The sequence below is a fragment of the Brevundimonas sp. genome (assembly GCF_965278935.1).
Classification (GTDB): domain Bacteria; phylum Pseudomonadota; class Alphaproteobacteria; order Caulobacterales; family Caulobacteraceae; genus Brevundimonas.
Genome location: NZ_OZ257124.1, coordinates 279,543 through 299,536, shown reverse-complemented (window position 1 = coordinate 299,536; position 19,994 = coordinate 279,543). Strand labels below are relative to the sequence as shown.

18 protein-coding genes are annotated in these 19,994 nt (G+C 68.8%); 12 read left to right on the top strand and 6 right to left on the bottom strand.

The window, feature by feature from the left end:
• Positions 1-131: 131 nt before the first annotated feature.
• The 3 genes from ACQY68_RS01470 to hemE are packed head-to-tail and all read right to left on the bottom strand — an operon-like array spanning position 132 to position 2,694.
• A complete protein-coding gene (locus ACQY68_RS01470) occupies positions 132-599 on the bottom strand; it encodes a CopD family protein (protein WP_428151248.1) in 468 nt (155 codons plus the stop codon).
• Positions 596-1,648: a ferrochelatase gene (gene hemH, locus ACQY68_RS01465; RefSeq protein WP_428151247.1), complete on the bottom strand. Its 1,053-nt coding sequence runs from the start codon at positions 1,646-1,648 to the stop codon at positions 596-598. The genes ACQY68_RS01470 and hemH overlap by 4 nt, the downstream gene beginning before the upstream one ends.
• An 8-nt stretch (positions 1,649-1,656) precedes the next feature.
• On the bottom strand, positions 1,657-2,694 hold the full coding sequence (hemE, locus tag ACQY68_RS01460) for a uroporphyrinogen decarboxylase (protein ID WP_428151246.1): 1,038 nt from the start codon (positions 2,692-2,694) through the stop codon (positions 1,657-1,659).
• A gap of 508 nt (positions 2,695-3,202) precedes the next feature.
• Here hemE and ACQY68_RS01455 point away from each other — a divergent pair.
• From ACQY68_RS01455 to dnaQ, 5 genes are read left to right on the top strand one after another with little or no spacing between them, the layout of a single operon-like run.
• A complete protein-coding gene (locus ACQY68_RS01455) occupies positions 3,203-4,072 on the top strand; it encodes a pyruvate, water dikinase regulatory protein (RefSeq protein ID WP_428151245.1) in 870 nt (289 codons plus the stop codon).
• The gene (locus ACQY68_RS01450) at positions 4,069-4,665 is read left to right on the top strand and encodes a Maf family protein (protein ID WP_428151244.1); all 597 of its coding nucleotides are present in this window, start codon (positions 4,069-4,071) and stop codon (positions 4,663-4,665) included. Before ACQY68_RS01455 ends, ACQY68_RS01450 begins: the two co-directional genes overlap by 4 nt.
• Positions 4,662-5,492, top strand: coding sequence for a shikimate dehydrogenase family protein (locus ACQY68_RS01445; protein WP_428151243.1), 831 nt, complete (start codon positions 4,662-4,664; stop codon positions 5,490-5,492). The genes ACQY68_RS01450 and ACQY68_RS01445 overlap by 4 nt, the downstream gene beginning before the upstream one ends.
• Positions 5,489-6,130 carry a dephospho-CoA kinase gene (gene coaE / locus ACQY68_RS01440; RefSeq protein WP_428151242.1) on the top strand — a complete coding sequence of 214 codons (642 nt, stop codon included), beginning with the start codon at positions 5,489-5,491 and terminating at the stop codon, positions 6,128-6,130. Before ACQY68_RS01445 ends, coaE begins: the two co-directional genes overlap by 4 nt.
• 6 nt (positions 6,131-6,136) lie before the next feature.
• The gene (gene dnaQ / locus ACQY68_RS01435; protein WP_428151241.1) at positions 6,137-6,862 is read left to right on the top strand and encodes a DNA polymerase III subunit epsilon; all 726 of its coding nucleotides are present in this window, start codon (positions 6,137-6,139) and stop codon (positions 6,860-6,862) included.
• Positions 6,863-6,864: 2 nt separating this feature from the next.
• Here dnaQ and secB read toward each other — a convergent pair whose 3' ends face one another.
• Positions 6,865-7,359 (bottom strand): protein-export chaperone SecB, encoded by a 495-nt coding sequence (secB, locus tag ACQY68_RS01430; protein ID WP_428151240.1) that lies wholly within the window; start codon positions 7,357-7,359, stop codon positions 6,865-6,867.
• 285 nt (positions 7,360-7,644) lie between these two features.
• Between secB and timA the strand changes: the two genes are divergently transcribed.
• The 3 genes from timA to ACQY68_RS01415 all read left to right on the top strand — a co-directional run bounded on the left by timA (position 7,645) and on the right by ACQY68_RS01415 (position 9,921).
• Positions 7,645-8,289 (top strand): TIM44-related membrane protein TimA, encoded by a 645-nt coding sequence (gene timA, locus ACQY68_RS01425; protein WP_428151239.1) that lies wholly within the window; start codon positions 7,645-7,647, stop codon positions 8,287-8,289.
• 37 nt (positions 8,290-8,326) lie between these two features.
• The gene (locus tag ACQY68_RS01420; RefSeq protein WP_428151238.1) at positions 8,327-9,397 is read left to right on the top strand and encodes an MltA domain-containing protein; all 1,071 of its coding nucleotides are present in this window, start codon (positions 8,327-8,329) and stop codon (positions 9,395-9,397) included.
• Positions 9,398-9,471: 74 nt separating this feature from the next.
• Positions 9,472-9,921 carry a BLUF domain-containing protein gene (locus tag ACQY68_RS01415; protein ID WP_428151237.1) on the top strand — a complete coding sequence of 150 codons (450 nt, stop codon included), beginning with the start codon at positions 9,472-9,474 and terminating at the stop codon, positions 9,919-9,921.
• Here the strand turns inward: ACQY68_RS01415 and ACQY68_RS01410 are convergent.
• A complete protein-coding gene (locus ACQY68_RS01410) occupies positions 9,918-10,439 on the bottom strand; it encodes a hypothetical protein (RefSeq protein WP_428151236.1) in 522 nt (173 codons plus the stop codon). The two genes, ACQY68_RS01415 and ACQY68_RS01410, sit on opposite strands and share 4 nt — an antisense overlap.
• 5 nt (positions 10,440-10,444) lie before the next feature.
• Positions 10,445-11,968: a helicase HerA-like domain-containing protein gene (locus ACQY68_RS01405; RefSeq protein WP_428151235.1), complete on the bottom strand. Its 1,524-nt coding sequence runs from the start codon at positions 11,966-11,968 to the stop codon at positions 10,445-10,447.
• A gap of 91 nt (positions 11,969-12,059) precedes the next feature.
• On the opposite strand from ACQY68_RS01405, the gene ACQY68_RS01400 reads away from it, so the two are divergent.
• The 4 genes from ACQY68_RS01400 to ACQY68_RS01385 all read left to right on the top strand — a co-directional run bounded on the left by ACQY68_RS01400 (position 12,060) and on the right by ACQY68_RS01385 (position 19,967).
• Positions 12,060-13,205: an AI-2E family transporter gene (locus tag ACQY68_RS01400; RefSeq protein ID WP_428151234.1), complete on the top strand. Its 1,146-nt coding sequence runs from the start codon at positions 12,060-12,062 to the stop codon at positions 13,203-13,205.
• Positions 13,206-13,519: 314 nt separating this feature from the next.
• Positions 13,520-14,380 (top strand): outer membrane protein, encoded by an 861-nt coding sequence (locus ACQY68_RS01395; RefSeq protein ID WP_428151233.1) that lies wholly within the window; start codon positions 13,520-13,522, stop codon positions 14,378-14,380.
• A gap of 212 nt (positions 14,381-14,592) precedes the next feature.
• Entirely contained in the window at positions 14,593-19,500 is a 4,908-nt protein-coding gene (locus tag ACQY68_RS01390; RefSeq protein WP_428151231.1) for an NAD-glutamate dehydrogenase, read from the top strand.
• Entirely contained in the window at positions 19,500-19,967 is a 468-nt protein-coding gene (locus ACQY68_RS01385) for a universal stress protein (RefSeq protein ID WP_428151230.1), read from the top strand. Before ACQY68_RS01390 ends, ACQY68_RS01385 begins: the two co-directional genes overlap by 1 nt.
• The last annotated feature ends 27 nt before the right edge of the window (positions 19,968-19,994 follow it).

Sequence of the window (19,994 nt, the reverse complement as noted above, 5' to 3'; positions counted from 1 at the left end):
TCGCGATGGGGAGGTAGCTCGCAGCGAAGCGGAGAGACGGAGGGGGTCCGGGCGGCGGCAAGAACCCCTCCGTCAGCTCGCGAAGGAGCTCGCTGCCACCTCCCCACGCCTGCGGCGCGGAGAGGAGATGGTCAGCCGAACCGCCACTCCGTCGTCACCGACAGCACCATGATGATGGCCAGCAGGAAGGGGATTTCGTTGGTCATGCGCCAGAACCGGCTGGTGCGGGTCGAGGTCCCGGCGACGATGCGTTTGCGCTCTGCGGACAGGAAGCCATGCCAACCGAACAAGAGGACGACGCCGATCAGCTTCACCACCATCCAGGGCTCGGCGAGGAAGGCGGCGCCGCGCATCTGAATGTCGAGGTGGATCAGCCAGGCGCCGAAGAGCAGGGCCAGCGCCGCCGCCGGATTGAGGATGATCTTCAGCAGCCGAGCCTGCCAGGCCCGCAACAGCGTCCGCATCTCGGTCCGTAGAGGCTCGGCCTTGCCTGCCTGTTCGGCGTCGTAGGCATAGAGCCGGGGCAGGAACAGCAGCCCGGCCATCCAGGCGATCACCGCCAGAATATGCAGCCCGCGCGCGAGATCGTAGGCGTTCATGCAGCGGCCCTTTCAGCCTGGAAGGGACAGGCCTTCCACCGCGCCTGACACCCGGGACCAAACGGGGCCGTGCCGGTCCGACCCAAACTGTCGGTCACGGCCTGGGTCAGGGCGTCGATGAAGGTCTCTGCCACACCGACGGCGGGCGCACGCAGATAAGGGTGCAGGCCGGCCTCGTGGGCCAGCTCGCCGTACTCGATGTCGAGCTCGACCAGGGTCTCGATATGCTCGGAGACGAAGGCGATGGGAGTGACAACGACCCCGACGCCATCCGCGGCGGCCTGTCTGATCGCGTCCGGGGTCGCGGGACCCAGCCATTTCATCGGCCCGACCCGGCTCTGGTAGCAGAGGCTCCAGTCGGTCAGGCCGGCGTCCTCGGCCACAGCGGCGACGGTGCCCTCGATCTGCTCCTGATAGGGATCGCCTTGGGCGACCAGTTTCTCCGGTATGCCGTGGGCGGAGAACAGGACACGCATCGGCCGGCCGGGGTGGTCGCGGGCGGCCTCCGCCAACTTGGCGCGAATGCCTGCGGCCTGGGCCTCGATCCAGCCGGCGGCGCGGGGATAGCAGCAGACGGCGCGGGAACGGCCCGACCCTGCATAGGCGGCTTTCCAGGCCTTCAGCGACGACTGGGTCGTGGTTGTCGAGAACTGCGGATAGAGGGGCAGCAACACCACTTCGTCGGGGCCGAAGGCGGCCACATCGACGGCGGTTTCCTCGGTCAACGGATGCCAGTAGCGCATGGCGATGAAACTCTTCACCTCGTCGCCGGGCAGCATAGCCGCCAGCCGGGTGTCCAGCGCGGCCATCTGTTTACGCGTCTCGGCCTTCAGGGGCGAACCGCCGCCGGCGTCCATCATCGCATAGTTGGCCTGGGCGCTCTTCTCGCGGCGCGAGGAGATCAGCTTCGCCAGCGGCGTCCGGGCGAAGCCGGGCAGGCCGATGATGGCCGGGTCGTTGAACAGGTTGAACAGGAAGGGTCGAACCGAAGCGGCGTCATCCGGGCCCCCCAGGTTGAACAGGACGACTGCGATACGTCTGCCGGCCATCGTCGGTCCTATTGCGCGCCGAGGCGCTTGAGCACCCGTTCGACGTGGGTGATCGGCACGTCCGGCAGAATGCCGTGGCCGAGGTTGAAGATCCAGGGACCTGCTCCCCAGGCCTCGACGAGGTCGTCGACACGCTTGTCCAGCGCCTTGCCGCCGGCGCGGAGCAACAGGGGGTCGAGTGCGCCCTGGATCGGCTTGATCTTCTGCACCTCCCGTCCGCGCTCCAGCGAACAGGCGGTGTCGAGCGCCACGCCCTGGACATCGACCTCGCGCGCATAGCGTTCGGCGTGCAGGGCCGAGCCGCGTGGGAAGCCGATCAGGGGAACGGTGACGCCCAGTTCGCGCACCCGGGCGACCAGCTTCCTGTGCGGCCGCATGACCAGTCGTTCGAACAGATCGTCCGGCAGGCCCTCAGCCCAGCTCTCGAAGATCTTCAGGGCGTCGGCGCCCGCATCGGCCTGCATCTTCAGATAGCGGGCCGTGGCCTCGACCAGGACGTCCAGAACGGCGTCGACCTTTTCGGGATCGGAATAGGCGTAGGACCGGGCCTGCGCCCGTTCGCCCTTGCCGATCGTGAAGTGATGGCCGTCCAGCATATAGGTGGCGACGGTCCAGGGCGCGCCGGCGAACCCGATCAGCGCCCGCTCCGGTTCGAGCTCGGCCCTCACCCGGCTGAGCGTCTGCCCGACCTGGTGCAGATGGGCGCCGGCCTCTTCCGCCCGTTCGGCCATCGCGCCGACGGAAGGCATCAGACCCAGTTTCGGCCCCTCGCCCGTCTCGAACCAGACGTCCTGGCCCAGCGCTTGGGGGATCAGCAGGATGTCGGCGAAGACGATGGCGGCGTCGAAGCCGAACCGGCGCATCGGCTGCATCGTCGCCTCGGCAGCCATCTCCGGGTTCAGGCAGAAGGCGATGAAGTCCGGCGCCTGGGCCCGCAGAGCCCGATATTCGGGCAGATACCGCCCGGCCTGACGCATGAACCAGACGGGCGGGCGTTCCAGGGTCTCGCCCTGCAGGACCCGGATCAACGAAGGCGTGGTGCTCATGACCCCGGCTCTACGGCGATGAGCGCATCCCCTCAACCCCGCGCTTCTCCTCTTATCCTGATCAGAATCTTAGAATCTTTTGAGGAAGCAGGCAGAGGGCGGGACGACGGGGATGAATCCGCACCGATCCCCACGCCGAATGCCCTTGTCCCACGCCCGCGCCCGGGCCGTGCGACAGCCGGATGACAGCCTGTGGAAACCGGGCAAAACCCTTAACAAACCCTTAACGGCCGGGCTCCCCGGCAGGCGTTCGACCCGAGCTCGGCTTGGGGGTCGTTTACCTTTCGTTAAGCATTTCCCCAAGGGTTCGAGACGAGGTTCCCTGGCTTGGGATGATCCGGGGGCGGACGAGGGCCGCGGTCCACCGCCGTCCCCGCTCGCCGGGCGACAAGGCTCGCGCTATAGAAATCGGCGCCCCCGCCCTGCCGGGTCGGCGCCCCGCCCGATCCACAGGAATCCACGCCATTCGCACGCCCCAGATCCTGGTTTCCCCCCGCGGGGTTTCGCGGTGAGCCCGACCCGCCCCGCAGGGGCGTCGCGGCTGGCGACCTATTTCCATGTCCATCTGGTCTCGGACTCGACCGGTGAGACACTGAACGCCATGGCCAAGGCCGTGACGGCCCGCTTCGACGGGGTCATTCCGATCGAGCACATCTACGCCCTCGTGCGCTCCGACAAGCAGATGGAGCGGGTTCTGGCCGAGGTCGCGGCGGCGCCGGGCGTCGTTCTGCACACCATCGTGGATCGCGACCTGCGGGCCCAGCTGGAGGAAGGCTGCCGCGCGCTCGACATGCCGCACATCGGGGCGCTGGATCCTCTGGTCGGCGCCCTGTCCCGCTATCTGGGGGCGGCGCTGTCGACGCGGGTCGGGGCCCAGCACGCCCTCGATCACGACTATTTCAACAGGATAGGGGCCCTGGACTACGCCATGGCTCATGACGACGGTCAGGGCACAGCCGAACAGCTGGAGGGCGCGGACGTCGTTCTGGTCGGGGTGTCGAGGACGTCCAAGACCCCGACCTGCATCTATCTCGCCCATCGTGGGGTACGGGCGGCGAACGTTCCTCTGGTCCCCGGACAGGAAGACGGCGAACGTCTCGTCGGTCTGAAGAACCCGCTGATCGTCGGCCTGACGGTTTCGCCGGACCGGCTCGTGCAGATCCGGCGCAATCGTCTGGACGGACTGAACGCCACCCACGCCTCCTCCTATGTCGAGCCGGACGCCGTGCGCGAAGAGACGATCAAGGCCCGCCGCGCCTTCGAACGCCGGGGCTGGCCGACCATCGACGTCACCCGTCGTTCGATCGAGGAAACCGCGGCGGCCATCCTCAATCTGCTCAACGAACGCCGCACCCGCCGACTGGGAGCCTCATGGTGAGCGAAGAGAGACTGATCCTCGCCTCCCGCAGCGCTGCCCGACGCGCCATGCTGACCGGCGCCGGGGTCCCCTTCACCGCCTTGGACGCCGGCGTGGACGAGGATGCGATCAAGACGTCGCTGGCGGGCATCGATCCGGCCGAACTGGCGCTCGAACTGGCCCGGGCCAAGGCGCTGGCCGTCTCGCGTCACGATCCGGAGGCCTGGGTGCTGGGATCGGACCAGACGCTGGATTTCGACGGCGACATGATCTCCAAGGCGCCGAACCTGACCGTGGCGCGGCAACGACTGCACACCCTGCGCGGCCACACCCACCACCTGAACTCCGCCGCCGCCCTCGCCAACAACGGCGCAGTGGTCTGGTCCGGCGTCGATACGGCGCGGATGACGATGCGGCAGTTCTCCGACGACTTCCTCGACGCTTATCTGGAGGCGGAGGGCGAGGACCTGCTGGGCTCGGTCGGCTGCTACCGGCTGGAGGGGATGGGATCCCAGCTCTTCGACCGGGTCGAGGGGGACTATTTCACTGTCCTGGGCATGCCGCTGTGGCCCGTGCTCGACGAACTGCGCCGCGCCGGGGTGATCCGCACATGACCAGGGCCCGCATCACCGGCGCCGTGAAGGTCGGCGGCATCGTCGGCAATCCCGTCGCCCATTCGCTGAGCCCCGTGATCCACAACGCCTGGATCGAGGCCGCCGGGCTCGACGCCGCCTATGTCGCCTTCTCGCCAAAAGACCCGGCGTCGTTCGAAACCCTGGTCGCCGCCGGCCGCGCCGGCTTGTTGAGCGGCGTCAACGTCACGGCGCCTTTCAAGGAACAGGCCTTCGCCTTGGCCGACACGGCCTCGCAGACTGCGCGCGACAGCGGCTCGGCCAATATTCTGGTCTTCCGCGACGGCGGGGTCTTCGCCGACAGCACCGACGGCCTCGGACTGTTGCGGGCCTTGCAACAACAGGCTTCGAAGCTGGTCCTGGCGGGTTCGCCGGTGGTCATGCTGGGCGCCGGAGGGGCCGCGCGTGCGGCGGCCGCCACCCTGACCGGCGCCGGAGCTCAGGTGCGCATCGTCAACCGCACCCGCGACCGGGCCGAGGCGCTCGCCGCTGATCTGGGCGGATCGGTCACGGTGGCGGAGGGGCCGGCGGCCTTCGACGGTGCGGCCCTGATCGTCAATGCGCTCAGCGTCCGGCCCGAGGTCGATCTCTCGACGCTCGACCCGACCACGACGGTCATGGACATGACCTACAAGCCGGTGATCACCCCCTTCCTTCAGGCCGCGCGGGCCGCGGGTCTCGTCACCGTCGATGGACTGGCCATGCTGGTCGGCCAGGCGGGACCGTCGTTCGAAGCCATTTTCGGGGTCGCTCCGCCGGATCTGGACCCGCGTCCGATCCTGCTGGCCCATCTCGGGGAAACGGCATGATCCTGCTGGGCCTGACCGGCTCCATCGGCATGGGAAAATCGACGACCACGGCCATGTTCGCCGCGCACGGCGCCCTGGTCTGGAACGCCGACGACGCGGTCCACGCCCTCTATGCGAAAGGCGGGGCGGCGGTCGAACCGATCGGCCAGGCCTTTCCCGGCGTCGTCGTGGACGGGGCCGTCGACCGGACCCTGCTGGCCGGGACGCTCGGTCGCGACGACACGGCGTTCAAACGGCTGGAAGCGATCGTCCACCCGCTGGTCGCGGCCGGACGGCTGGCCGATCTGGAGGCCGGACGCGCCGCCGGAGTTAAATTGGCCGTGCTCGACATTCCCCTGCTGTTCGAGACCGGCGGCGACCGGGCCGTGGATGCGGTGGTTGTCGTGAGCGCCGACCCAAGCACCCAGCGCCGGCGGGTCCTCGACCGCCCCGGCATGACCGGGGAGCGGTTCGAAGCCATCCTCGCGCGCCAGACGCCGGATGCCGAAAAGCGCCGCCGCGCCGACTTCGTCGTCGATACCGGCCGGGGCCTGGACGTCGCCCGCGCCCGGGTCGCCGAAATCGTGGGGATCGTTCTGGCTCCGGGCTGGAAACGCCCGGTCCGGACTCTTCCGGAAGCGCCCGAAGCGCCCCATTAAAGGGGCATGTCCCGCGAAATCGTTCTCGACACCGAAACCACCGGCTTCGACCCTCGCACGGGCGACCGTCTGATCGAGGTCGGCTGTATCGAGATCATGGACCTGCTCCCGACGGGCCGGACCTTCCACCGCTTCGTCAATCCGGAGCGCCTGATCCCGCCGGACGCGACCCGGGTGCACGGCATCACCGACGACAAGGTGAAAGACGCACCGAAATTCGCCGAGATCGTCATCGATCTGATGGACTTCATCGGCGACGCGCCGGTGATCGCCCACAACGCCCAGTTCGACCGCAACTTCATCGACCACGAATGCGGCCGCTGCGGTCAGGCCCTGCTGCACGAGACCCGCTGGATCGACACCCTTCAGCTGGCCCAGAAGGTCTGGCCGGGCATGCCCAACTCGCTGGACGCCCTGTGCAAACGCTACAAGGTCAGTCTGGCCGACCGCTCGTTCCACGGAGCGCTGATCGACGCCCGTCTGCTGGCCGAGGTCTATCTGGAGCTGAAGGGCGGAAAGGAGCGGGTGCTGGATCTGTCCAGCCGTCGCGAGAGCCAGGCCGCCGCCGCCCATGCCGCGGCAGGCGGCTATCAGCCGCGTCCGCGACCGCTGACCCCGCGCATCCATCCTGAAGAAGCGGAAGCGCACCGCGCCTTCCTGCTGGCGACTCTGAAAGACCGGTCGCTGTGGGCCGGCTACGGGCTCGAGGTCGTCGAGCCCGCTGCGCAGTAAGACTAGGCCGCGCCGCCCTGCTGGGCCTGCTGCTGCTGGCGCGCCGTATAGATGCCGGCGAAGTCGATCGGATCCAGCATGAAGGGCGGATAGAAGCCGCCGTCCGCCGACGCGCGCGAAATGATCTCACGGGCGTAGGGGAAGAGGTAGCGCGGGCACTCGATCAGCAGCATCGGCTCGATGTCCTGCTCGGGAATGCCGGTCAGCTGAAACAGGCCGCCGTACAGCAGCTCCACCTGAAACACCTTCATCGTGTCCGTCGAGGCCTTGATCGACAGCTTGATGTCGACCTCGAACAGTCCGTCGGGACGGCCTTGGGCGTTGAGCTCGACGCCCATATCGATGGCGGGCTTGCCGTCCATGCGCAGGCTGTCGGGCGCCCTGGGGTTCTCGAACGACAGGTCGCGGACGTACTGGGCCAGGATGCGGAAGCCCGGAACGGGGGGCTGTTCGGTCGGGGCCGAGCCGTTGGCGTCGGCGGGCGAAACGTCAGTCATGAAAGCGAAGCCGTTCAAAATGGCGGAAAAGCGAGGCGCCGCGACTAGCATCCGCCTGAACGTCCCGCAACCTGACGGCTTTTCTGGTCGGGCGCTATCGTCCGGCGCGCGGCGCCCTGGCGGCTTGAGCGCGATCACGGCGGGGTGCGCGACGACGTGTTGAGGCCTGCGGCGAGACGCCCGGGGTGCGTCGCGCCTTGCGTACGCCCATATCAGACCGTAATCGTCCCGTCCGACGCGCCCGGCCCTCTTGGCCGGGATCAGGACGCCATCCAGGGATACCCCGTGCCGGTACAGTTCCAGCTCGTCATCTTCGCCGTGATCGCCGCGGTCGTCCTGTTCCAGCTCTACAATGTGCTGGGCAAGAAGGTCGGTCGCCAGCCCCAGGAAGACGCAAAGGCGCCCGTCCTGCCCGCCGCACAGGGCGCCGAGCCCCCGGCGCGCGTTCCCGCCCTCGACGCCGCGACCCTGGCGGCCGCCGCCTCGCTGCGCGCCCGCGACCCGGCCTTCGACCCCGCCAAATTCATCGAAGGGGCCCGTCAGGCCTATGAGACCATCGTGCGCGGCTACGCCTCGGGCGATCGCGCTGCGCTGAAGCCCCTGCTGACGCCCGCCGTGCTGGACTCGTTCGAGACCGGCATCGCCGCCCGCGAAGTCCGGGGCGAGACCGAACAGGTCGAGTTCCTGCACCCGCCGCGCGCCGATCTCGAACTGGCGTCCGCCGAGGGCGACCGCGCCGTGGCCAAGGTCCGCTTCCTCGCCGAAATCCGCTCGAAAATCCTCCTGCCCTCAGTCGAGGCGACCCCGGGCGCCCCGGCCGAACCCCGCATCGAGGAACGCCGCACGGCCGAACACTGGACCTTCGAACGGTCTCTGGGCGCCGCCGACCCGAACTGGGTCCTCGCCCGCGTCGAACCCGCCAACGCCTAGGGGCGGCCGCCTCTTGGGATTCGACCTGAGGCTCCTGGTGGCAGGCGCGCTCCTGCTTCTGGCGGGGTGTGCGACGTCGACGGTCGAGACGCCCGCGCCGCCAGCCGGTCCGGCCGTTCCCGTCGCGCCGCCGGCCCAGGTCTCGAACCTGCCGGGCCCTCAATCCCTGCCGGGCTGGGCCGACGAAGATCATCTGGCAGGCTTCCAGGCCTATGCCGAGACCTGCCGTGTCGCCCGTGACGCCGTCGCTGTGCGCCAGTGCGAACGGGCCCAGCACATCAGGCGGACATCGCGGCCGGTCACGCCGTCCATGGCGCGGGCCTTCTTCGAGACCGGCTTCGCGGTGGTCGAAGCCCAGCCCGCCGAGGGCCGAACACCCCTGCTCACCGCCTATTTCGCGCCCGAGTACGAGGCGCGTCGCAGCCCCGACCGGGAGTTCGACACCCCGGTGCTCGGCCGTCCCGCCGGCTGGTCGCGCGGTCAGGTGCTGGACGAGCGCGCCGTCATCGAGGCCGGTCCGCCGCCCTCGCCCCCACTCGCCTGGATGCGAGCCGAGGATCTGTTCTTCCTCCAGATCCAGGGCTCCGGCTATCTGACCTTCGAGGACGGATCGAAAGCCCGCGCCGCCTATGCCGCCGACAACGGCCGGACCTTCGTCGGCATCGCCCGGCCGATGGCCGAGCGCGGCCTTCTGCCGACGAACGGAACCTCGGGCGATGCGATCCGGGCCTGGCTGGCGGCGCATCGAGGCCCTGAGGCGCGCGCGGTCACGGCCCTGAACCCCCGCTACATCTATTTCGCCCTGGATCCTGACGACGGCGGCGATCCCGCCGGCGCGGCCGGTGTGCCACTGCCCGCCCGGCGAGCCATCGCGGTCGATCCGGCCAGCTGGACTTACGGCGACCTGGTCTGGATCTCGGCCGGCTCCGGCAATCTGGTGGGCGCGCGGCACGGCTACACCGGCCTGGTCATGGCGCTGGACACGGGCTCGGCCATTCGCGGCCCCGTCCGCGCCGACCTCTATATGGGCCGGGGCAATGCGGCGGGCGCCGAGGCTGGCGCGGTCCAACATCCGCTTCGCATGTGGCGGCTGGTCCCGAGGCCCTGAGCCGCCGCCTCGATTAGGGTTTCCGGCGGAAAGCGCCTAGATGGGCGGCGGATTCGCCGCCTGGCCATCCTCCCATGACATCCCCTACCGTTCGCACGCCGCAGCCCCTGACGGAGCGCGTTCTCGAACGCCTCGTCTATCGCAGCGATGCGGTGAATGCCTCCGAAGGCCCGGCCGACCTGTCGGAAATCGTCGCGACCTCCGTGCGCAACAACGGCCGCCGCCGGATCACCGGCGCCCTGGCCCACCAGTCCGGCACCTTCGTCCAGGTGCTGGAGGGCGATCCCGAGGCCCTGACCGCCCTGATGGCGGACATCGAGGCCGACGACCGGCATCGCAATGTGCGCGTTCTGGCCCGCTGGCCGGTCCAGGCACAGCTGTTCCTCGGCTGGGCGATGGTGCTCGTGGACACACGCAAGCTGTCGCCGCACCTGTCCAAACTGCTGTCCCAGACGGGCTCCGGCGCCCAGGTCACGACCGTGATCGCCGAGCTGGCCAACGCCCGCCTGGGTTCGATGGTCTAGACGGGCTCTTCCGGGCAAGTCAGCAACCGGTCACGGGCGGCCCGGGTCGCGCGATGGACCACGCCGTTCTGGCGGTCGACGAAGGTCGCTTCCGTCTCGACGCCGCCGATCCGCCCATAGGTGGTGTAGGTCGCCTGGCTGTCATGAGGCTGGACCAAGGGTCCCCAGTCCTGAATGTCGTCGGGGCGATAGGGGTCGAACGGTTCGCGAGGCAGGGCTTCGAGCGCCTCCGCCACCGCCGGGCACGACCGGCCGTCCAGCCAGCGGTCGACGTGGCTTTGCTGGCCGGGCACGCCGGCGATGTCGTGGGTGACATGGACCATCCAGTAGGGAGCCGTGGCCGTCGGCTCGCGCCCCTGACGGACGCGATAGAAGCGAACCGAGGTCTGGTCGCGATAGCCGAAGCCACCGGTCGTGCTCTCCAGCACATGCCACGGATAGGCGAACATGCCCGGTTCGATTCCCGGCGGATCGCCGGGATTGATCTGGATCAGCGCAGCGAGGACGACCGAAAGCATGACGATCAGCGGCGCAGACCGCCCAGGATGCCGCGCAGCAGTTCGCGGGTCAGGGTCGATCCCGCCGTGCGCAGAACCGACTTGGTCAGGGCCTCCATCGGTGTCTGCCGGTTGGACTTGCGCGGGGCCTTGGGTGCGGCGGGCGCCTTCGGAGCCGCCGGAGCACGACCCTGCGTCGCCGGTTTCGCGGCCGGCGCAGTCGCGGCCTCGGTCCGGGCATGGCGCGCGGCGAGGATTTCCTCGGCGGATTCACGGTCCACGATGGTGTCGTAGACGCCCTTCACCGGGCTGGCGGCCATGACGGCGGCGCGTTCGACGTCGGTCGCGGGACCCAGCCGGCTGTCAGGCGGACGGATCAGGGTCCGGGCGACCACGCGCGGGGCGCCTTTTTCATCGAGCGTCGAGACCAGGGCCTCCCCGGTGCCCAGCGCCTGGATCGCCTCGGCCGTATCGAAGGCCGGGTTGACCCGGAAACTGTCCGACGCCGCCTTCAGCCCGCGCTGGTCGGAGGGGGTGTAGGCGCGCAGGGCGTGCTGGATGCGGTTGCCCAGCTGGGCCAGGACGCTGTCGGGGATGTCGGCCGGGTTCTGGGTGATGAAATAGACCCCGACCCCCTTGGACCGGATCAGGCGAACGACCTGTTCGACCTTTTCCAGCAGCGGCTTGGGCGCATCCTTGAACAGCAGGTGGGCCTCGTCGAAGAAGAAGACGAGCTTCGGCTTCTCCGGATCGCCGATCTCGGGCAGTTGTTCGAACAGCTCCGACATCAGCCAGAGCAGGAAAGCGCCGTAGAGCCGCGGGCTGTTCATCAGCCGGGTCGAGTCCAGCACATTGACCTGACCGCGCCCGTCCAGCGACGTCCGCATCATGTCGGTCAGTTTCAGCGCGGGCTCGCCGAAGAAGGCGTCGCCGCCGTCCTGTTCCAGCTGCAACAGGGCGCGCTGGATCGAGGCGATCGAGGCCGGGGCGACATTGCCGACCTCGCGGCCGATGCGGGCCGCGTTCTCGGCGACATAGGTCAGCATCGACCTCAGGTCGTCGAGGTCGAGCAGCAGGAGGCCTTCCTTGTCGGCGACATGGAAGGCGACGGTCAGCACCCCCTCCTGAACGTCGTTGAGATCCAGCATCCGCGCCATCAGCAGCGGCCCGATCTCGGACACGGTCGCCCGGACCGGGTGGCCCTTCTGCCCGTACAGGTCCCAGAACACCGTCGGCGCGGCTTTCGGCTCCAGCGTCAGACCCATGCCGGCGGCGCGGGCCAGTAGTTTTTCGTTCGGCGTCCCGATCTGGCTGATGCCCGACAGGTCGCCCTTCACGTCGGCGCAGAAGACGGGGACGCCCATGTCCGAGAAGCCCTGGGCCATGATCTGCAGGGTCACGGTCTTGCCAGTGCCTGTCGCGCCCGCGATCACCCCGTGCCGGTTGGCCCGGTTCCACAGCAGGATCTCGCGCTGGGGCGTCTCCCCATCGGCGGCCCCGTTCGAGGATTGGCCCAGGAACAGGCCCAGGTTGGCGGCGGCGTCGGTCATGAAACTCTCCTTGTCCCGATGCTTAGCCGTCACCGCGATTGTCGCCAATCGACGATTGACCCGGGCGGCGACGCCCCCGACAAGTCGAGGCATGAAACCGCCGATCACTGTTCCGACATCGACCGTCGCCCGCAACGCCCTGGTGACCATCGCCGTCGTGGCCGGAGGCGCGGCTCTCTACTGGCTGCGGGACATCCTGACGCCGCTGGCCATGGCCATCTTCCTTCTGATCATGATCGACGGGGTAAAGCGCTTCATCGAGGAGCGGACCAGTCTGCCACGCCACTGGGCGGGCACGGCCGCCTTGACGTTGGTCGTGCTGGCCTTCCTCGGCGCCATCGCCTTCATCGTCAACGGAGCGGCGAGCTTCTTCTACAGCGCGTCGGGGGTGTCGAGTAACATCGGGCCCCGGATCGACGCGATCATCGCCGACGGCGCGCACCTCTTCGGCATGGATACGCCCCCGACAGCCCAGGAATTGATCGCGGGGCTGGATATCCGCAGCTATCTGACGACCCTGGCCTTCCAGGCGCAGGGCATCATGTCGGGCGCCTTCTTCGTCATGGTCTATCTGGCCTTCCTGCTGGCGGCCCAGAACGGGTTCCGAAGGAAGCTGGTCGCCCTGTTCCCCAACCGTGACGGCCGCCAGGAGGCCGGCGAGGTCTTCGAGCGGGTGCGCGGCGGGGTCGAGGGCTATCTGTGGGTCCAGACCGTCACCGGTCTGATCATCTGCGTCGCGGCCTGGATCCTGATGCGGCTGGTGGGCCTCCAGAACGCGGAGTTCTGGACCTTCGTCATCTTCGTGGTCGGTTTCATCCCGGTTCTGGGCGGTGCGATCGCGGGGCTCGCTCCGCCGCTGTTCGCCCTGGTCCAGTTCCCGACCTATTGGCCGGCCCTCATCCTGCTGATCGGACTTCAGCTGATCCTGTTCGTGGTCGGCAACGCTATCCAGCCGCGCATGCAGGGCGACAACCAGAATATCGACCCGGTCGCCGTCCTTCTCGCCCTGGCGCTGTGGGGCAAGATGTGGGGCGTGGTCGGCATGTTCCTGTCGACGCCGCTGGCGGTCATGGCCATGGCCATCCTGGCGGAGTTCAAGGGATCGATGTGGATCGCCATCCTGCTGTCGGGCGACGGCAAGCCTTATGCGGAGGAGGAGGAAGAGCCGGCCCGCAAGGCTCCGACCCGCCGTCCGGCCCGCGTCAAACGGCCACGCGCCGGCGCCGCAGAACCCTGAAACCCGACCCCTTGCGAGCCGGTTCGGTCGATCCCATCTGCCATCCAGACGTCGCGGCCCCCTCCCCTCCCCCCAGGCTGCGGCGGCATCGACCGGCGCCCGTTCCCCCTCCAGCGCCGGTTCAAGAGAGGCCGTCGGACGCCCGTCCGGCGGCCTTTTCCCTGGAAAATCATTGGTGCGATAAAGCGACACCTGCTGAATTCCCTCCGACCCGGCGCATCCGCGGGGAACGGGCCAACGTCGCTGTCGTTAGGCCCGCCGGAAGGGTTGTCACGCCGCGGTCTCGGGGCGAGTTCGACCAAGGATTGGAAATCATGATCAAGATCATCTCCGCGGCCGCTACGGCGCTGCTTCTCACGGGCGTCGCGGCCCCGGCCATGGCGCAAAGCTGGATGTCCGGCGGCGGCGCGACGACCGACTGGTCGGGCCCCTATATCGGCGTCTACGGCAGCGCCACCCAGACCAACGATCAGGACGACGAGCGGCTGCGCTTCGATCGCAACCTGGACGGAAACTTCGGCGATACGGTCACCACCCTCGCCGGCGCCGACGCTTTCAGCCCCGGCTCGTGCGGCGGCTCCGCCAAGACGGGCGTCGCGGCCGACGGTTGCGATGACGACTCCAGCGGTTCCGAGGGCGGCATTCGCGCCGGCTGGGACTTCCAGTTCGGCTCCTTCGTGGTCGGCGCGGTGGCGGAGTACTCCGGCTTCGGGGCCGCCGAGGACAGCGTGACCTCCTATTCGACCACCCCGGCCTCCTACACCTTCGAGCGCAAGCTGCAGAACCTGGCCGCCCTGCGCGCCCGTGTCGGCTATGCCTATGGCCCGGCCCTGATCTACGCCACGGGCGGCGGTGCGACCGGCGAGATGTCGAACCAGTTCTATTCGTCGAACACCCAGAACAGCTTCACCGCCACCGTGAACGACGATCAGGCTGACGGCTATCAGGCCGGCGGCGGCGTGGAGTATATGCTGGCCCCGAACCTCAGCGTGACGGGCGAGTATCTCTACACCTCGCTTGAAGCGCCCGATTTCGACATCCGCGTCGGACGCGGCGTGGCGATCGCTACCAACCCGTTCGTTCTGGCGCCCAACACCACCGGCACCGACATCCAGCGCTCCAACGACCGCTTCGGGCTGCACGCGGTGCGGATCGGCATGAACTACCGTTTCTGATCTTCCCCCCGATCAGTGAACGGTGATCAGGCGCCGGGTTCTCGCAAGAGGACCCGGCGTTTGTCGTTTCCGGCCTTCACGAGCCGCGCGGACCGGCCTATCCAACGGATCAGGGACGGGACGCGTCTCCGTGGGGATCCCACGACAACAGTCAGACGATTGCGTCCGGTCCAGACCCTGGCGGCCCTGCCGCGCCTTTCGAGACCCTGCCCATGTCCGGCGACCTTCGCACCTCCTCCCAGCCCTCCAGCCCGGAGGCGCTGCAACGGGCCTTCGCGGAGGCCGTGGGAGGCGGCGGGGGAACGGGCGAGCTGGAACGGTCCTTCGTCGCCCAGGCCTTCGAGGACTATGCCGAGGACGAGACCCCGGAACTGGCGCCGGAGGATGTGGGCGCCGTGCTGGCCGACGCCTGGCGCTGGGCGGAGCGACGCACTCCAGGCGAGACCCGCGTGGCGGTCGAGCCCCTGACGGTCGGTGGCGGTCGCACCACCCCCTATGACGTCCTGCGCATCGTCCAGGACGACCGGCCGTTCCTGGTCGACAGCGTCATGGGCGAGCTGGCCGACACCGGCGTTTCGGTCCGGGCCCTGTTCCACCCGGTCCTGAAGCTGGCCCGCCAGGCTGACGGATCGCGCAAGGCGGATGGCGGCGCGCGCGAGTCCCTGATCGTCCTGGTCATCGATCCCCTGCCGCCCGAGCGTCGCGAGGCGCTCAAGGCCGGCGTCGAACAGACCCTGGCCGACGTGCACACGGCTGTCGCCGACTACCCGGCCATGAACGAGCTGATGGCGCGCTCGATCGCCCATCTGGAAGCCTGCCCGGGGGGCATCGACCCGGCGATCGTGGCCGAGAACCTGGAGTTCCTGCGCTCGCTCAACGACGACGCCTTCGTCTTCCTGGGCGCTCGCGACTACGACTACCCACGCACCTCCGACGGCGGCTATGCGGCCGAGGCCCCGCTGGACCAGTCGGGCGCCGGCGTCGGCGTGCTGAGGGATCCGGAACGGACCGTTCTGCGCCGCACCTCCGAACCCGCCGTCCTGACCGCCCAGATGAAGCGCCAGATCGATCTGTCGGATCCGGTCACCGTGGCCAAGGCCAACCTGCGCAGCCGCGTCCACCGTCGCGCCTACATGGATTACGTCGGGGTCAAACGGTACGGCGACGACGGCCGTCCGTCGGGCGAGACCCGGTTCGTCGGCCTGTTCACCGCCGAGGCCTACGACCGGCCGCCGTCGCAGGTGCCGTTGATCCGGCGAAAGGTCGCCAACGTCCTGGCCCGGGCCGGCAAGGCGCCGGGCTCGCACAACGAGAAGCGGTTGAAGAACATCCTCGAGAACTATCCCCGGGACGAGCTTTTCCAGATCTCCGAGGACGAGCTGCTGACGACGGCTCTGGGCATCCTGCACCTGTTCGACCGGCCCCGGATCAAGACCTTCACCCGCAAGGACCCGTTCGACCGGTTCGTTTCGGTCCTCGCCTTCGTGCCGCGCGAGCGCTTTGACGCCGGCGTTCGCGAGCGGATCGGACGCATCCTCGCCCGGGCCTGGGGCGGACGTCTCTCGGCCTGGTATCCGCAGCTGTCGGACGCGCCCCTGGTGCGGATCCACTACATCATCGGCGTGACCCCGGGCGATCACCCGACCCCGGACGCCGCCGCCCTCGACGCCGAGATCATCGAGACCGGCCGCAGCTGGGTCGATCGCTTCGAAGGCGCCCTGCGCGCCGCCGAGGTCGACGACAGCCAGATCGGGGCCATGAGCGCCCGCTGGGCCGAGGCCTTCGGGCCGGGCTACCGCGATCGTTACGACGCCGCCGAGGCGGTCAAGGACCTGCAGGAGATCGATCGCCTGAACGAGACGGGCGACACCACGGTCGGCGAACCCGTTGCGGTCCGGGCCTTCCGCAACGCGGACGACAGCCCGCTCCAGTTCCGCTTCAAACTCTATCGCCGGGGCGCAGCGGTTCCGCTGTCCGACGTCCTGCCGATCTTGGCGGACATGGGCCTGAAGACACTGGAAGAGTTCGGCCACGCCATCCGTCCGGCCGGACAGACCGGCTCGGCACAGGAAATCCACGTTCACGAGTTCCTGCTGGAGGACCCGCGCGGCGCGGCGCTCGAGTTCGGCGACATCAAGGGCCCGTTCGAGGCGGGCTTCTCGGCCGTCTGGTCCGGCCAGACGGAGAGCGACGGCTTCAACCGTCTGGTGCTGGAGCTCGGCGTCGGCTGGCGCGAGGCGGCCCTGATCCGCACCCTGGCCCGCTATCGCCAGCAGACGGGTCTCGATCCGTCCCAGGCCGTGCAGGAAGAGGCGCTGCGCGACTATCCCGCCATCGCCCGCGCCCTGCTGTCGTTCTTCGCCTGCAAGTTCGATCCCGCGCACGGCGGCTCGGCCGACGACCGCGCGACCCAGGTCGCCGAGCTCAACGACAAGATCAACGCCCTCCTGATGGACGTGAAGTCGCTCGACCATGACCGGGCCCTGCGCCGCATGGCCGCCCTGATCGGCGCGATTAAACGCACCAACTACTACCAGACAGCGGCCGACGGCGGCTTCAAGCCCCACATCTCGATCAAGATCGCCTCGCGTGAGCTCGACGACTTGCCCCTGCCCAAGCCCTATCGCGAGATCTTCGTCTGGGCCCCGCACATCGAGGGCGTCCACCTGCGTTTCGGCCCGGTGGCGCGCGGTGGCCTGCGCTGGTCCGACCGTCGCGACGACTTCCGCACCGAGGTCCTGGGTCTGGTGAAGGCGCAACAGGTCAAGAACGCGGTCATCGTGCCCGTCGGCTCCAAGGGCGGGTTCTTCCCGAAACATCTGTCGGCCATCGTCCGCGCCGGCGGCGATCGCGACGCCCAGCAGGCCGAGGCCATCCGCGCCTACAAGACCTTCCTGTCAGGCCTTCTCGACATCACCGACAATATCGCCGCCGATGGCCATGTGATCCGTCCGGCCAATGTCGTGCCGTTCGAGGGCGACGATCCCTATCTGGTCGTGGCCGCCGACAAGGGCACCGCGACCTTCTCCGACATCGCCAACGGCGTTTCGGCCGACTACGGCTTCTGGCTCGACGACGCCTTCGCCTCGGGCGGGTCGGTCGGCTACGACCACAAGGCCATGGGCATCACGGCCCGCGGCGCCTGGGAGGCGGTCAAGCGCCACTTCCGCGAGATCGGCAAGGACATCCAGACCGAGCCCTTCACCGTCGTCGGCGTCGGCGACATGTCGGGCGACGTGTTCGGCAACGGCCTTCTGCTGTCGAAGGCCTCGAAACTGGTCGCCGCCTTCGATCACCGCGACATCTTCATCGATCCGACCCCGGATCCGGCCTCGTCCTGGGAAGAGCGGAACCGCATGTTCGCCCTGCCGCGTTCGTCCTGGCAGGACTACGACAAGTCCAGGATCTCGACCGGCGGCGGCGTCTTCTCGCGCGGCGCCAAGTCGATCGAGCTGACGCCTGAAATCCGCGCCGCCCTCGACATCACCGAGACGGCCCTCGACCCGGTCAGCCTGATCCGCGCCATCCTCAAGGCGCCGGCCGAGCTTCTCTATCTCGGCGGCATCGGCACCTATGTGAAGTCGACGCTCGAGACAGACGCCCAGGTCGGCGACAAGGGCACGGATGCGCTGCGCATCAACGCCGACGAGCTGCGGGTCAAGGTCGTGGGGGAGGGGGCCAATCTCGGCCTCACCCAGGCGGGCCGGATCGCCTTCGCGGCCGGTGGTGGACGGATCAACACCGACGCCATCGACAACTCCGCCGGCGTCGACACCTCCGACCATGAGGTCAACATCAAGATTCTGATCGGCGCGGCGGTGGCGCAAGGGTCACTGCCTCTGGCCGAGCGGGTGCCGCTTCTGGCTTCGATGACCGAGGAGGTCGGCCTCAAGGTTCTGGCCCACAACTACGACCAGACCCTGGCCCTGACGCTGCAGCAGGCGGAGGGCACGGGCGCCCTCGATACCCAGCAGCGGTTCATGCAGTCGCTGACCGCGCGCGGCAAGCTCGACCGCAAGGTCGAGGGCCTGCCCGGCGACGTCCGCATCGGCGAGATGAAGACGGCCGGTCTGGCCCTGACCCGGCCGGAACTGGCCGTGCTGATGGCTTATTCCAAGCTGGAACTGGCCGACGAGATCGTAGCGTCCAAAGCCCCGGAGGACCCGTTCTTCGAGGAGACCCTGGTCCGCTACTTCCCCGGACCCCTGGCCCGGTTCGAGAAGCAGATGCAGGGTCACCGGCTGCGGCGCGAGATCGTGGCGACGGTCCTGTGCAACGAAATCGTCAACATGACGGGTCCGACCTTCCCCGACCGTCTGCGGGCGGCGGCGGGCTGCGACACGACCGCCCTGGTCATCGCCTTCGAGGCCGCGCGCCGCGTCTTCCGCCTCGACGAGGCCTGGGATGCGGTCAACGCCCTGGACCTCAAGGTCCCGGCCGAGACCCAGACGGCTCTCTACACCGAAATCTCCACCGTCCTGCGGCGTCAGACCTTCTGGCTGGCCCGTCGCGCGGGCAAGGCGGGCGCGACAGTCCAGGGTCTGATTGAGGCCTATCGTCCGGCCGCCGATGCCCTGCGGGCTGCGGGCGGCGACGTCCTGTCCCGCTTCGAACAGGGCCGTCTGGCGGATCGCCTCAAGCGGTTCGGTGACATGGGGGTGGGTGAGGCGCTGGCCCAGACCATCGCCATGCTGCGTCCTCTGGTCGCCACCGCCGACATCGGGGATCTCTCCAGAGAGGCCGGCTGGTCCGAGCCCCGGATGGCGCGCCTCTACCACCAGGTCGGGGCCGCCTTCGACTTCGACCGCCTGCGGGCCGCAGCCGGCGCCGTGCCGTCGGGCGATCACTTCGACCGTCTGGCCGTGCGCCGTCTGATCGAGGACCTGATGGCCGAACAGGTCGCCCTGACCCGTGCGGTGGCTGCGGCCTCCGACCCGGCCGTGGGCGATACGGAGGCGACGGCCGAGGCCGCCGTCGACGCCTGGATCGGACCGCGTCAGACCGTCGTCGAAGGCGTCCGCGCCGCCGTGGACGAGATCGAGGCGTCGGGCACGGGCTGGACCTTCGCCAAACTGACCATCGCCAACGGCCAGATCCGTCAGGTCGCGGGCGCGCTCTGATGCCCAGAAAGTTCCTCGTCGTCGTCGATGACAGCCCCGAGTTCGAGGCGGCCCTGCGCTACGCCTCGCGCCGGGCGCGGTCGACCGGCGGGCGCGTCGCCCTGCTGCGGATCATCCCCGGCGGGTCGGACGAGCACTGGGCGGGGGTGCGCGAGGAAATCCAGCGCCAGCAGCGGGCCGAGGCCGAGCTTCTGCTGAATCGTCTGGGCGAGGAGGCGCAGGAACGTTCGGGCGCCCAACCCGTCTTCCTGATCGAGGAGGGCGAGCCCCAGGCCGCCATCCGCAAGGTCTGCGGCGACGATCCGGAGATCAAGATCCTCGTTCTGGCCGCCGGGACGGGAAGCCGGGGTCCGGGTCCGCTGGTCTCCGCCGTGTTGAAACAGGGCGCTGCCTTCGGCGGGCGCAAACTGCCGGTGACCATCGTCCCCGGCGAACTGACCGACGCCGAGATCGAGGATCTGGCGTAGTTTTACCTTCTCCCCTTGCGGGAGAAG

Bases quoted from the DNA above. Each gene is read 5' to 3' on its own strand.
- ACQY68_RS01385 (WP_428151230.1), top strand. From the start codon at position 19,500: ATGCCCAGAAAGTTCCTCGTCGTCGTCGATGACAGCCCCGAGTTCGAG.
- ACQY68_RS01405 (WP_428151235.1), bottom strand. From the start codon at position 11,968: ATGACCGACGCCGCCGCCAACCTGGGCCTGTTCCTGGGCCAATCCTCG.
- coaE (WP_428151242.1), top strand. From the start codon at position 5,489: ATGATCCTGCTGGGCCTGACCGGCTCCATCGGCATGGGAAAATCGACG.
- ACQY68_RS01445 (WP_428151243.1), top strand. From the start codon at position 4,662: ATGACCAGGGCCCGCATCACCGGCGCCGTGAAGGTCGGCGGCATCGTC.
- dnaQ (WP_428151241.1), top strand. From the start codon at position 6,137: ATGTCCCGCGAAATCGTTCTCGACACCGAAACCACCGGCTTCGACCCT.
- hemE (WP_428151246.1), bottom strand. From the start codon at position 2,694: ATGAGCACCACGCCTTCGTTGATCCGGGTCCTGCAGGGCGAGACCCTG.
- secB (WP_428151240.1), bottom strand. From the start codon at position 7,359: ATGACTGACGTTTCGCCCGCCGACGCCAACGGCTCGGCCCCGACCGAA.
- ACQY68_RS01470 (WP_428151248.1), bottom strand. From the start codon at position 599: ATGAACGCCTACGATCTCGCGCGCGGGCTGCATATTCTGGCGGTGATC.
- ACQY68_RS01415 (WP_428151237.1), top strand. From the start codon at position 9,472: ATGACATCCCCTACCGTTCGCACGCCGCAGCCCCTGACGGAGCGCGTT.
- ACQY68_RS01395 (WP_428151233.1), top strand. From the start codon at position 13,520: ATGATCAAGATCATCTCCGCGGCCGCTACGGCGCTGCTTCTCACGGGC.
- ACQY68_RS01400 (WP_428151234.1), top strand. From the start codon at position 12,060: ATGAAACCGCCGATCACTGTTCCGACATCGACCGTCGCCCGCAACGCC.
- hemH (WP_428151247.1), bottom strand. From the start codon at position 1,648: ATGGCCGGCAGACGTATCGCAGTCGTCCTGTTCAACCTGGGGGGCCCG.
- ACQY68_RS01390 (WP_428151231.1), top strand. From the start codon at position 14,593: ATGTCCGGCGACCTTCGCACCTCCTCCCAGCCCTCCAGCCCGGAGGCG.
- ACQY68_RS01410 (WP_428151236.1), bottom strand. From the start codon at position 10,439: ATGCTTTCGGTCGTCCTCGCTGCGCTGATCCAGATCAATCCCGGCGAT.